An 11,874-nucleotide genomic window follows, 5' to 3' on the forward strand; every position below is an offset into this window, starting at 1 on the left:
TTTTAGACCATCTCCCCGAGTCCATGCAAGCGACCGTGCGGTCGCGGTTGCGCAAGGCCTACCAAGAGGCAGATGCCGCGAAAGCCCTCAAGGCGTTGCAGAAACTGGCGGCAGAGCTCGAACGGGACTACCCCCAAGCGGCCAACAGTTTACGTGAAGGCCTGGACGAAACGCTCACCGTCTATCGGCTCGGATTGTCGGGCACGCTGCGGCGTTCACTGGCCACGACCAATCCCCTCGAGTCCGTTAATAGCCAGTTTCGGACCCATGCCCAGAACGTGAAGCGCTGGACCAACGGCATGCAGGTTCTACGCTGGCTGGCCAGCGCCAGTCTTTTTCTCGAAGACAAATTCCACCGATTGGAGGGGTATCGCGATCTCCTGCAACTGCAGGCTGCACTCCGCTCCCGCGAAGCACCGCAAGCGATTGCCAAGTGAAGGCGCACCCCCGTCTCTGGACTACGCCGCTCCCTATCCTGTATCAATCTTCTCGGAGTTTCCCACGGTATCAGTGTTTTCAGCGACGGGTGACGACTGTTGCAAGAGGACTGGCCATTCGGACTGACAAGCACCACAGGTCAGCACGAGGATGATGGATATGGGCCGGATATCGTGTTCTGTCCAAAGTTGACACTTCTGACAAAAATACTTACTCATAAGGGTTTCCCCAGGATATGAATCATGCGTGCCTCCGTATGATATTGGTGGGTTTTACCCGACCTTGCCGGTAACGTCCCGTTTTACGAGAGCCGACAGCGATCGGCCAACCTACTGGCTAATAAAGACTATATGCGTCTTTTACTGCATGGGGTAGAACAATTGGGTTGAACGGCGGTTGAATTCGGCTGATGTTTGCGGGCCGTTGGTTGAAGCGGATAATTCAGCCATGGGAGATTAGATACTGTACTCCCTGTAACCCCTGATCGAAGACGGCATCGCGGCAATACCCCGTCATAGTCGCGGAAACGCTGATGCTTGCTTAGCGTTCATCGAGGAGTGAACTTTTTTGGTGGCGGCTGATAGAATCAAGCCATGCATACCGAAACAGCGATAATCCGAGGCCGGATGTCCTCCGCCTGGACAAGGTCTCTGCATGGGGCCGTCTCAAAAGGTATGTCAACAGTGATGCCGTCCCTAAAATGTGCCCATTTTACCCCGCGTAGTGGAGGAAGTAGGTCACTTTCCTCCTCGTTTTTAGGGGTCAAGTGGGAGAAAATTTTAGGACCAAAGCCTTTTGAGTCAGCCCCGAACGCGAGACATGGCGGACGTTAATGGCGACGCGTCACTACTTGGGATTTCGCGGACTGGTCGGGGAATCGCTGTATTATGTCGCGGGTGTCGAGAACGAATGGGTAGCCTTGCTGGGATGGGCCGCTGCGGCTTGGATGTGCCGTCCCCGTGATCAGTGGATTGGGTGGACCCGCGCCCAGCAATGGGCGCGCCTGCGCTTTGTGGTGAACAATGTCCGGTTCCTGATTTTACCGGATGTGCGGGTGCCGAATTTAGCGTCCAAAGTGCTCGCCCTCAATACCCGGCGCCTGAGCGCCGATTGGCAGGCCGTCTATGGTCATCCGGTCGTGCTAGCCGAAACCTTCGTGGATCCTGCCCGCTTCGCGGGCACGAGTTATCGAGCCGCGGGGTGGCAGTACTTAGGGGACACGCAGGGATTCGCCCGTCATCACCATCGATACGTACGGCACGGCCATCCGAAAGGCCTATGGGTTAGGCCGTTGGAACCCAACAGTCCGGCGGTCCTCCAGGCCTCCTTCCTCTCGGCCGCGTTGACGCAGGGGGCGCTCACTATGCTGGATTTTAATGCCTTGAATTGGAGTGGTCCGGGCGGGTTGCGGGAGCGGCTGACCCGCTTGACCGATCCTCGCCACCGACGGGGGATCCGGCACGCCGTAGACCAGGTACTGGTGCTGGCGCTGGCCGCGGTCTTAGCCGGCCAGCGCAACTATATTGCCATCAGCGACTGGATTCACGATCTCAGCCCGGACCAGCGGGCCGCCTTCGGGTGCCCGCGATGGGGCACGACCTATAAAGTGCCCAGTGAACCGACGATTCGCCGTGTCCTCCAACAGGTGGATGCCGATGAGGTGGATAGCATCTTTAACGGGTGGCTGGACGACGAAAGTCGGCGCTTGGGGGACGCGATCGCGGTGGATGGCAAAAGCTTACGCGGATCCGAACACGGCGCGCGTCCGCGCGCCGGGCATTTACTCTCGGGATTTGTCCATCGGACCGGGCAGGTCATTAGACAAGTCGACGTCGAGCGCAAAACCAACGAGATTCCCAAGATCCGGGATTTACTCGATCCCCTGGAGATCACGGGACAGATTGTGACCGTGGATGCCCTCCATACGCAACGCCACACGGCCTCTTATGTGGTGGATGAAAAACAGGCCCATTATGTGATGGAGGTCAAAGGGAAATCAGGCGACCATGGAAGAGGCCATCGTAGCCGTCAGCCGCGAGGATTTTTCCCCCTCCGGCCACGACGATCGATCGGGGTCACGGGCGCGTGGAAAGGCGGGTCGTGCGGACCACGACGGTGCTGAATGAATACGTGGATTGGCCGCATCTCGGGCAGGGGTATGGCAACGATTCCTTTCCAGAACTATCACTAGCCACTTATTGGCAATTCCCGGCTCTCAGGAAGGTCTTTCTGTCAGAAACAGCTCTATGACTCCGGGGATGTGGTGTCAATAAATAAGAAACGAAGCCCTAATCGGACGGAAATCCGAGGGGTGTCCTGACGTCCGGATCGGGTTTACTCCAACTTGGCAGCACTTAAAGCGTGAAATTTACCAGAACCTGGCTTATGGCGGAAAATTAACGAATCGTTGTCATACCCCGGGCAAGCCTTTCGTATCGACCGCCATGTCACCGATGTGGATGGGGGCAACCCGCGCGATGAGGTGGCGTTTGGCATCACCCATCTGACTCCGGCCCAGGCCGATGCCGCAACGATCGGGTGCCTCGTTCGCCGCCATTGGGGCATCGAGACCCGTCTCCACTGGGTTCGCGATGTGGTCTATGATGAAGACCGCTCCCAAGTGCGCACAGAGAATGGGCCGCGTGTCATGGCCACTTTGCGTAATACGGCAATTAGCTTGCTCCGTCACGTGGGGGTGCCGAATATTCAACGCGCCGTTAATTATTTGCATCGACATCCCCAACAGGTCGCACGCATACTCTTCCCCTAACGCCCTGCAGAATCCACGCGACATTTGTTCCGGTCGTGAACGACCGCTTAACGGCTGTTTGCGCGCTTAGTGGCCGTTCTTCGGCTGACCCCGTTGGGTTCTCTATCAAAGGCCCAAGATCCGAAAATCGCCATGGTTTACGTCACGACTTTGACGTTATCTTGGGCATCGCGGACAGGTGGGTTGTACCTGATGACGTCTTGTTCTACAATGAGTCGAACAGATCATCTATCGTGTGAATGTTTTTCTGGTATAGAATAAGCGACCCGTGGGTTGCCGGGTCGCCGAGAGGTATTATGGGAAATCTACGCGTTCAAATGATGCTCGGAATCATGGGGTTCAGGTTATTGGTTCTCGGCTTGGTAGTGGTATTCCTCGTAGCGGCACCGCGACTGCTGACCCCAGATTTGGTGGTAATGCTCGTGGGCTACGGACTACTGCTGATGATGGCACATGTAATATGGTGGAAACGCTCTTCGCTTCGTTCGTTGATGCAGTGCACCATATGGGTGCTCGATTCGGTTTTGGCTTGCGTGATGCTCATCGTGTTCGGTAGGCCTAATTCCGCTGCACCCGCTCTTCTACCAGCACTGGCCTACGAAGAAGAGGCTTATTGGCCGGGGCTTGGAGGAATGTTGGGAGGAATCGTAGCTGACCTTGTCATTATTCTAGCATGGTGGGTTAGAAAGTGGGCACTTCGACCTGCACTGTCCGATTCGGCACTGCTATTTTGGATCGGGGCTTTGACGGTCTTGATTGCGTTTCCGCTCGGTATATTGGCGTTTCGTCGCGGTGTAAACCTAACGTCAGGGGTGTACGCCTTGTCGGCCCAGCCTGGGGTGTCACTCGCTCACAACCAGACGCTGTCCCCCCGTGAACAGGAAATTTTGGTTTACTTACGGTCCGATGCATCGTTCGCCGAGATTGCAGACGCGCTTGTGGTCGATGTGGGTACCATAAAATCTCATGCCTCACGAATCTATAAGAAATTCGGCGTTCATAGTCGACGCGAACTTATCGATATTTCGAATACCCGCGATCAAGTGCCGTAACTCGCCGCACATCGCTTGCGTCAAACGGCGCGGCTGTGGAATGATCGCGCGAGGGGGTTGGTGGAAATGTTCGTTGTGGTGGATTGGGAGGACCGGCGACCGGCATATCTCCAGATCCGCGATCAGGTTGTGGAGGGGATTGCTCAGGGCGGTCTCAAACCGGGCGATCGATTGCCGTCTGTCCGACGCTTGGCCTCGCAATTGGGGCTTAATCTCCATACCGTGCATAAAGCCTTCGAGCTTTTGCAACAGGAGGAATTCATACGGTTGACCCCCCGGTCCGGTGCTGTCGTCTGCCCCCGCACCTTAGCCAGTGACGAAACCGCCGCCACCCTCTATAACCAGATCAGGCCATTACTGGCTGAACATTGGGTGCGAGGCTTGGATACCCATGCGATTATGGATGTCGTTCAGCGGTGCCTGAACACGTTCACGTTGGCAAACGTGGCCGCCCTCTCTGAGTCGGGTAATCCTCCTACGCCGTCAAGCGCATCGCCGAACGGTGCTTAATCTCATGATTCATTTTGTGGCGACGGCGGTGGGTTTGGGTTTGCTAAGTGGATTGGTAACGGCCGCCTGGGCCGTGGCGCCGTTGATAGCACCCCCGACACTGGTCTTCGGGGTGTCGATTCCAACCGATCATCGTGGCGATCAACGGTTGACACAGGTTCGCCGCCAGTATTTGTGGCGCGTGGTGACCTTAGGTTTTGCAATTTGGCTCGTGAGCGTTCTCGCGGCCAAATTTTGGGGATTCGGATCCGGTGCGGCTGTTGGGATTACCGGAGCGGCGTTCGGAGGATTCGTTAGCAGCGCCATGGCCCATCGGGCGATTGGCGCGATCTGTGACACTGGGCACTGGCATCCCAGTCGTCCGACTCGTATTGCTGCGTGGATTGGTCCGACCAATAGGAGCACTAAAGCCGAAACATGGGGGCATCTACTTGCGACCGGTGGTTTTCTTATCGCTACGATAGCGGCGAGCATCGCCGATTATTCGCAGATGCCCCGCATCCTTCCGCTACATTACAGCCTTTGGGGCAAGCCACTCGTATGGACGCCAAAGACCCCGGCTGTCGTCGCGTGGCTGACGCTGCTTCCCGTAGTGTCTACGCTCGTTCTGGTCATCGCGGGCCATCACCTCGCTCACGTCCGACGCCATCTTGACCCGGACCAGCTCGGAGCCAGTAACGAACGGCAGCAGGTTTTTGTCCTGCGTAACCAGCGGCTGTTGGCGTGGATGGGGTTGTTTGTGGCTTATTCTGGATGGCTGAACGACTATCGTCGCTGGCATCTATTATCGATGTCGCCAACCTTAGCTACGGCGCTATGGCTGATCCCGCTTGGAGCACTGATTGTCTATTCGGCCATTCTCATGGTTGCTACCGGCCAATTCGGAAGCCGTTCCAGTGGACTACGTGGCCCAGACAACGCGTACCGCGAGGACGACCGTCATTGGGTTGCAGGCCAATTCTACATGAATGCTGCCGACCCGGCGCTCTTAGTCCCCAAGCGTTTCGGATACGGGTACACCTTCAATTGGGGCCGTTCAGAGATTTGGCTCTGTGTTGTTGTCCTCCTGACGGCGTATCTGTGGATTCGCCCGTAATCCGGTTGTCAACCTGGTTTAATGAGTTGTTGCCTGAGGCACACAAGGATTCAACCGCTGGTTCGCGTTTTTGCGCTTTCCTTTTCCTGCCAACAATGGTCTAGTTTTATCAAGCCATTTCTGCGACCTTTGGGCGGCAGCGTCGTGAGACATCTCGCAGAATCAGGCCTGTCGCTAGTCCGTCTGGGAGTTTAAAGGAGGATATCATGGCAGATCTCTACCGTCTCGAAAGCCACGACAAGATCCGAATCTATGGAATACCGGCTAGTCTCGGCAACTCGCACGCCAGTGCGTCCTACGAACCGGCATTACCTATTCGCTGGAGTGATTACGCCGACCAATACGCCGCGAAACTGTGTGATCCCCGGCCAGCGGACTGGGTCCATGCAACCGCGCAAAACACTTCGCTGGCGGTGCAGATATTCGGGGCCCTGGCCGATGAACAGGTGCAACAGTCCGCGGCGTGCCGCGATGTCGCAGGATTCCTGGAGCACTTAGACCGGCATGGATTGCGGATGCCCAGTGCCGACAAAATTCGTGCGCTGGTGCGGGAGGCCGCACCGGAATCAGTATATACCAAGGTTGAAGTTGTTGTGCTAGCCGTCGTCGCCGCAGCGGTCACCCTGTTGGCGCTCGTAGAAATCGATGCTAAGCCCGAGCCGGTCACCGACGAACTCAAAGCGATATACAACATTGCCTATGCCGTAGGTGGCCTAGCCTTCGCCAAGATGGTCGACAAGCACCTGACTCAGCAATTCTTGCGACAGATCGGGAATGTCGTTGCCGCAATGCCCAACGTCGGGTGACAACCATGGAGACAACGATCACAGCTTTATTCGGGCCTTCTACGCTGACGATTCTGGGAACGTACCAATGCACAGCGGCTTGTAAAGAATGCTGCTTTGAGTGTCATCCCGGATTATCGGAACGGCTGAGCGGCGATGAAATTCTGGCCGCTATCGACCAGGCGAACGACTTCGGTACAATCAAGGTGGTCGTGTTCTCGGGTGGCGAATGTTTTTTGTTGGGAGACGATTTGGTGCGTGCGGTCCACCGCGCGCACCAATATGGATTTCATGTTCGCTGCGTGAGTAACGGCTACTGGGCGACGTCGCCCAAGGCGGCGCAAAGCCGCCTTGGGCCATTGGTTGAGAGTGGACTTACGGAACTCAACATCTCTACCGGGGACGACCATCAGGAATTCGTTCCGTTCGAACGCGTCGTGGAAGGGGCCTTGGCGGCTGTCGAATTAGGAGTGCGTGCCACGATCGTCGTCGAAGGGCACCAAGATTCCACCTTCAAGATGGCACAAGCTCGCTCCCATCCACGTCTTAAGCCCCACATCGATAGTGGACGTCTGCGGGTCATCAGCAACATTTGGATTCCCTTTTACGAGGACTCCAACATACAGCACGATAATGGCCTCTCACGGGATCCAGGGGCACGGTCTGACGTCACCGGTTGTGATAACATTCTCGACAACTTGGTTCTGACGCCCTCGGGACTCGCCGCTTCGTGTTGTGGGCTGACCATGGAGCATATTCCCGAGATGAAGATCGGTCGGTGGGACGAGACACCCCTCACCGTTCTTTACCAGAAGCAACTATCCGATTTTCTAAAAATCTGGATCCATACCGACGGTCCCGAACACATCATGGCCTGGGCGCGAGCACAGGACGCAGATGGCGTGCCGCTGACGTATGGGGTGCATCCCTGCGAAACCTGTGCGCTCATCCATCGGAACACGCGGGTCCGGGAGTTGCTCGTCACCCACTATGACTCCTTGGTACCAGAGGTTATGCACCGATATTTTGCCAAGAAGGCCTTGGAACGATACATGCGCCGTTTGCCTGAACCCGCGTCAACCGAATAGCCTCATCCACTCTCTCTGTGCTAGACTCACTGTAACAGATTCGTTTAAAGAGGCTGGTCTGGTCTGGAGGTATAGGTATGGCAAACGGTAGCAGAAGAGGACCTCAACGGCGCAAGTTGCTAGTGCCCAAAGCGCATGGCATTGGTTGGGATTTTAACTGGCGTAATCCATGGAGTTATGTGGTGTTCGCGGCGGTTATCGCAGCGGCCGTTGTTGCCACCAAGGTGTTCCATATATGACGGAGCCCCACACCGTAGCCCTGGAAGTCCGGGACCTCGCGGTAGGTTACCACGAGGCCCCGATCTTAACACACGTTACCGCCAGATGGGCGCTCGGGGTCCATCTCCTGCTGGGGGCCAATGGCTCGGGTAAGAGCACGTTCCTTCGCACACTAGCTGGGGTAATCCCCCCCCTAGAGGGCACCGCCTGCATTGTTGGAGGGGACCCTTGGCGCACTCCGCGACTTAAGCGACAAATTGGCTATTTGGCTCATCAAAACGGTTGGGTCCCACGGTTAACGGTATACCAGCACCTGGATTTTTGGGCGAGGGTTCATGGCCTGACGGCTAGTGATCGGGCGAGCCGGATTGGATTCGTCACGGAGACCTATCAGTTGCAAGATTTCGTCCACAAGCCTGTCAGCCATCTCAGTCAGGGGCAGCTTCAGCGGGCACGCCTGGGTGCCGTGCTGTTGCCAGACCCCAGGGTATTGTTACTAGACGAGCCGACCGCAGGGCTTGACGAAGAGACGCGTGAGCATATCTTCGCATTGCTCATGCGTGAGCGCTCGCGGCGCATCGTATTGCTGTCCACCCATATTCCCCACGATGTCGCGGTGCCGGTGGACAGCGTTGCCCGCGTCGCGTCTGGCACGATTGGGATGGACGCGAACCCGGACAACGAGGGTGAACCCTTCTAGAGGATACGGTAAACGGTGGAGGTATGCCCATGCTAAATGAGCGGTACATTGGTCGTCAATTCTTTGGTGCTCTCTGGCGTATTACCTGGCAAGAAATCGGCGGACGTTTTTGGGTTTATCCCACGGTAATGGTCGCAGTGATTGTGTTTGCTACCGTGATGACGTATGTCTCCCCGAATTCACTGAGTTCCGGTACGGTACCCCTGTTGCGGGCGTGGTCTCGGCACGTGGTGACGGTTGGCTCGACCCGCTGGGTACTGGCGGACCTGATGTTGATGGGGGTGGGTCCCTACCTGGTCGGCGTGGCGACGGCCCTGAGCGGCGCGATGAACACGCTCGGGCTATTCGCCGAGAAAACAATGACAGCACGTCTTGAGTGGTTTCTCAGCGCCCCGATTTCTACCGGTGAGTTCCTCTTAAGCGTACTCGGTACAGCCTTGGGATTAACCCTTGCGAGCTGGGGGATATTGGCCACAGTCCTCGCAATGTTCGTTCTGATTTTAAGCCAACTGAACGCATTGGTTGTACAAGTTCCGGCGTCATGGTGGGTTCTCATCAGCCTGATGCCCCTGACACTGGGGCTTTGGTCATCTCTAATTGCTCTACCGCTGGGCATCTTATTCCCCGGATTGTCGCGGCTTCGCACGGGTAGTGGGAATATCCTTCAACTGCTCGCGGTGCTTCCCGCCATTAGCGCTCTGGTGTGGGGCACAACCCAAACGCACACGTCCCTGGGGCATGTTGCTTGGATCGTCAGTGGTCTATCCCTAATAGCTACTGTGGTCACGTTGGTGGTCATTTTAAGGGTATTTAAGACCCGTACCATCTTTCTTCGACAGGAGTAACGCAGTACTGATGAGGAATTACGGATGAACGGTGAGAGGTCTTCCCGCCAATGGTTGTCGTATCGTACGATGTGGGCCCTTATTGTCGGCGCGCAGACATGGACAATTGTCTTCATTAGCATTGGCTTTGCTTTGGTGTTAGCGTTCACCCAGGCTGCCGGGCCTCTCCTTACTCAATATCTCATCGACCATGTCTTGTTACCCAAGCATGTTTCTGATTTGGTGGTCATCGGATGGGCCATAGTAGGCATTGGCGCGATGCAGATTGGTGCGTCCGTGGGGCAAGTGATGGTGCTGGAACGCATTATCCAACGTCAGGTTCGCCGACTTCGGTCAGAATGGGTTTGGGCGCGCTTAACCCGCACTGATAGCGATCCCTCCGCCAACCCAGACGCGGCTCCCATGACAAGTCGACTGCTGGCGGATCTCAATGCGTTGGCGCATGTCACGGTAACCATCATTATGACCGTTCCTGGGCACGTTCTTTGGGTGGCGTTAGTGGGGGCTTTGATGGTACACCAAAGTGCGGGGCTGACCGGGGTTGCGTTGGGCCTGGTCCCTGCGGTGGTGGCGGCGGAGTGGTGGCTTGCGCGCCTTCAGGGTCGTTGGACGATTCGATGGCAGACGGATATGGCGGCCGCAACCGCCACCGTACTCGAAACCTTCCAGCTTGAGCGCATCTCGAGGGCGTTGGCAGCGCCTCAGTACGCTTTACGGCGCAGTGCTGCATCGCTCGACCGGCTCGAGATTGACGCGGTGCGTCGAGCGACCTGGCTTGGTCTCGGGCAAGCTTTGTCAACCCTCTTGAGTTTCCTGGGCCCACTGATGCTGCTCGTCTACGGTAGCCTTATGGTGTTGCGGGGCACGCTATCTCTCGGAGCATTAATTGCTTTCTATGCCTTCGCGATGCAAGTCTACATACCGATCCGAGGTCTTCTACGAACACCGTCATACCTTAACCGCATGCAAGCTCTGGCCGCAGGCCTTCAAGCAAATTTCGGGAATCCGGCCGAGGTTCAGGCACTCGTGCAGCCCCAACGACTTCTCGGCCCACTCCAGGCCCCGCAAGTAACGCTGCGCAATGTCTCGTTAGTCGCCGGGCAACCCGCACATGTAGTGGTTGACGGATTGAGCATGCGGCTTAAACGTGATGATCGGCTTTGGATACGGGGACCGAATGGGGTCGGAAAATCCTATCTTCTCAACGTTATTGGTGGGCTCACAGTTCCGTGTGGGGGAAGGGTTGAGATCAAAGGCACGGTAGGTTGGTCGTTGCATCCACCCCAGATTAGCGACGATACCCTTTGGAACAATATCGTATGGGGCAGGCCTAGGATTAATATGCAAAAAGCTGAACATATCTTGGACACGCTGGGCCGCGGCCTCGGTCAATGGTCTGATGGCTGGGAAACGAGACTGGATCCAAAGTCGGGAGCTGTCTCCGATGGTACAAAACAGGTCGTGGCATTGACCCGAGCCCTTGCGGCCGAACCCACAATTGTGCTATTGGATGAGCCGTTTGTGTATCTGGATACCATCGCGGTACACGGCCTCATGACGTTGATGGTGTCGTGGAATGGTATCCTTGTGTTCTGCCACCACGGCCAATTGCCAGCGGAGATTCTTTCGGTAACATCCGTATTGGACTTGCCACACATAGCTCAGGCAGCCGAAGATTTGTGCGTAAGCCACCCAATTGTGGGGAAGAATTAGCAAAGATAGCGTGAGCATCGCGGATAGGGCGCTGCACGCCAACGCCTGTGCCACATGCGGTCTTCACACATGGTAAGGCGTGCCTCCTGAATGAGACGAAAAAAGAAATTCCCCCCGTCATTCTCAATCTTGGGTACCGCACGCCATTACGAATGAGGCGGAACTCGCATCAAGGACTTCCTCCGGCGAAGGCTGAACCCTAGGGCCTGAAGTATCGCGGGTTTCGTCACATATCGTACCTCTCCGTAGCGGCGGGCAGTTTTCTTCTATTGGTGGCTCTGGCCATGACGGCTAAGATGCCCGACGCCAATATGGCACCGTTTTTGACATCATGTGGCCATGGCGCGGGGGTCGCCCCCTCGAGCCCACGGTCGGAATTTAGAGGAAGGCCTCCCTACGAGAACTTATCCACGACCGTGCTTTATCGAGTTATGAAAAACCCTTAACACATAGGAAACGTCCCGACCGAATTGGCTCGAGTCCTACCGATGTAATCGGTTGCCGAGCGCGTCTCATGCAAAATACCACGATAATCGCTGAAAATCTACGTGAGGAAAATCTACGAAGCCTGGGACAACCTCTGCGGAAGGCCGGCTTAAATTTGGCCGAACGGACTTCGGGGAAGTACAAAGGCCACATCAAGCTCGCGAAGCGCGGC

At 56.4% G+C, this 11,874-nt stretch carries 12 protein-coding genes and 1 pseudogene; all 13 read left to right on the top strand.

The window, feature by feature from the left end; all coding sequences use genetic code 11:
- A partial coding sequence (locus HIJ39_RS18505) for a transposase (protein ID WP_207711786.1) occupies positions 1-437 on the top strand: 437 nt, incomplete at its 5' end.
- Between the two features lie 821 nt (positions 438-1,258).
- Positions 1,259-1,672, top strand: a pseudogene (locus HIJ39_RS24705) (Druantia anti-phage system protein DruA); the annotation flags it as partial.
- Between the two features lie 129 nt (positions 1,673-1,801).
- Positions 1,802-2,560, top strand: coding sequence for an ISAs1 family transposase (locus tag HIJ39_RS24710; protein WP_275107372.1), 759 nt, complete (start codon positions 1,802-1,804; stop codon positions 2,558-2,560).
- A gap of 285 nt (positions 2,561-2,845) precedes the next feature.
- The gene (locus HIJ39_RS24715; RefSeq protein WP_207711787.1) at positions 2,846-3,208 is read left to right on the top strand and encodes a transposase; all 363 of its coding nucleotides are present in this window, start codon (positions 2,846-2,848) and stop codon (positions 3,206-3,208) included.
- A gap of 332 nt (positions 3,209-3,540) precedes the next feature.
- A complete protein-coding gene (locus tag HIJ39_RS18520) occupies positions 3,541-4,260 on the top strand; it encodes a helix-turn-helix transcriptional regulator (protein WP_169102357.1) in 720 nt (239 codons plus the stop codon).
- Positions 4,261-4,326: 66 nt separating this feature from the next.
- Positions 4,327-4,770 carry a GntR family transcriptional regulator gene (locus tag HIJ39_RS18525; RefSeq protein ID WP_169102359.1) on the top strand — a complete coding sequence of 148 codons (444 nt, stop codon included), beginning with the start codon at positions 4,327-4,329 and terminating at the stop codon, positions 4,768-4,770.
- A 4-nt stretch (positions 4,771-4,774) separates the two neighbouring features.
- On the top strand, positions 4,775-5,866 hold the full coding sequence (locus tag HIJ39_RS18530; protein ID WP_169102361.1) for a DUF5808 domain-containing protein: 1,092 nt from the start codon (positions 4,775-4,777) through the stop codon (positions 5,864-5,866).
- A gap of 206 nt (positions 5,867-6,072) precedes the next feature.
- Positions 6,073-6,672 (top strand): hypothetical protein, encoded by a 600-nt coding sequence (locus HIJ39_RS18535; RefSeq protein ID WP_169102363.1) that lies wholly within the window; start codon positions 6,073-6,075, stop codon positions 6,670-6,672.
- A gap of 5 nt (positions 6,673-6,677) precedes the next feature.
- Positions 6,678-7,739: a radical SAM protein gene (locus HIJ39_RS18540; protein WP_169102365.1), complete on the top strand. Its 1,062-nt coding sequence runs from the start codon at positions 6,678-6,680 to the stop codon at positions 7,737-7,739.
- Between the two features lie 77 nt (positions 7,740-7,816).
- Positions 7,817-7,978, top strand: a complete 162-nt coding sequence (locus tag HIJ39_RS18545; RefSeq protein ID WP_169102367.1) for a DUF5808 domain-containing protein — start codon at positions 7,817-7,819, stop codon at positions 7,976-7,978.
- The gene (locus tag HIJ39_RS18550; protein WP_169102369.1) at positions 7,975-8,658 is read left to right on the top strand and encodes an ABC transporter ATP-binding protein; all 684 of its coding nucleotides are present in this window, start codon (positions 7,975-7,977) and stop codon (positions 8,656-8,658) included. The genes HIJ39_RS18545 and HIJ39_RS18550 overlap by 4 nt, the downstream gene beginning before the upstream one ends.
- Positions 8,659-8,687: 29 nt before the next feature.
- On the top strand, positions 8,688-9,503 hold the full coding sequence (locus HIJ39_RS18555; protein ID WP_169102371.1) for a hypothetical protein: 816 nt from the start codon (positions 8,688-8,690) through the stop codon (positions 9,501-9,503).
- Positions 9,504-9,527: 24 nt separating this feature from the next.
- Positions 9,528-11,216 carry an ABC transporter transmembrane domain-containing protein gene (locus tag HIJ39_RS18560; protein ID WP_169102380.1) on the top strand — a complete coding sequence of 563 codons (1,689 nt, stop codon included), beginning with the start codon at positions 9,528-9,530 and terminating at the stop codon, positions 11,214-11,216.
- Positions 11,217-11,874: the final 658 nt, after the last annotated feature.

It is taken from the genome of Sulfobacillus harzensis (genome assembly GCF_012933365.1).
GTDB classification, from domain to species: domain Bacteria; phylum Bacillota; class Sulfobacillia; order Sulfobacillales; family Sulfobacillaceae; genus Sulfobacillus_B; species Sulfobacillus_B harzensis.

Coding starts and splice junctions, on each gene's coding strand:
- HIJ39_RS18520 (WP_169102357.1), top strand. CDS start 3,541: ATGGGGTTCAGGTTATTGGTTCTCGGCTTGGTAGTGGTATTCCTCGTA.
- HIJ39_RS18535 (WP_169102363.1), top strand. CDS start 6,073: ATGGCAGATCTCTACCGTCTCGAAAGCCACGACAAGATCCGAATCTAT.
- HIJ39_RS18550 (WP_169102369.1), top strand. CDS start 7,975: ATGACGGAGCCCCACACCGTAGCCCTGGAAGTCCGGGACCTCGCGGTA.
- HIJ39_RS18545 (WP_169102367.1), top strand. CDS start 7,817: ATGGCAAACGGTAGCAGAAGAGGACCTCAACGGCGCAAGTTGCTAGTG.
- HIJ39_RS18555 (WP_169102371.1), top strand. CDS start 8,688: ATGCTAAATGAGCGGTACATTGGTCGTCAATTCTTTGGTGCTCTCTGG.
- HIJ39_RS18560 (WP_169102380.1), top strand. CDS start 9,528: ATGAACGGTGAGAGGTCTTCCCGCCAATGGTTGTCGTATCGTACGATG.
- HIJ39_RS18525 (WP_169102359.1), top strand. CDS start 4,327: ATGTTCGTTGTGGTGGATTGGGAGGACCGGCGACCGGCATATCTCCAG.
- HIJ39_RS18540 (WP_169102365.1), top strand. CDS start 6,678: ATGGAGACAACGATCACAGCTTTATTCGGGCCTTCTACGCTGACGATT.
- HIJ39_RS24710 (WP_275107372.1), top strand. CDS start 1,802: ATGCTGGATTTTAATGCCTTGAATTGGAGTGGTCCGGGCGGGTTGCGG.
- HIJ39_RS18530 (WP_169102361.1), top strand. CDS start 4,775: ATGATTCATTTTGTGGCGACGGCGGTGGGTTTGGGTTTGCTAAGTGGA.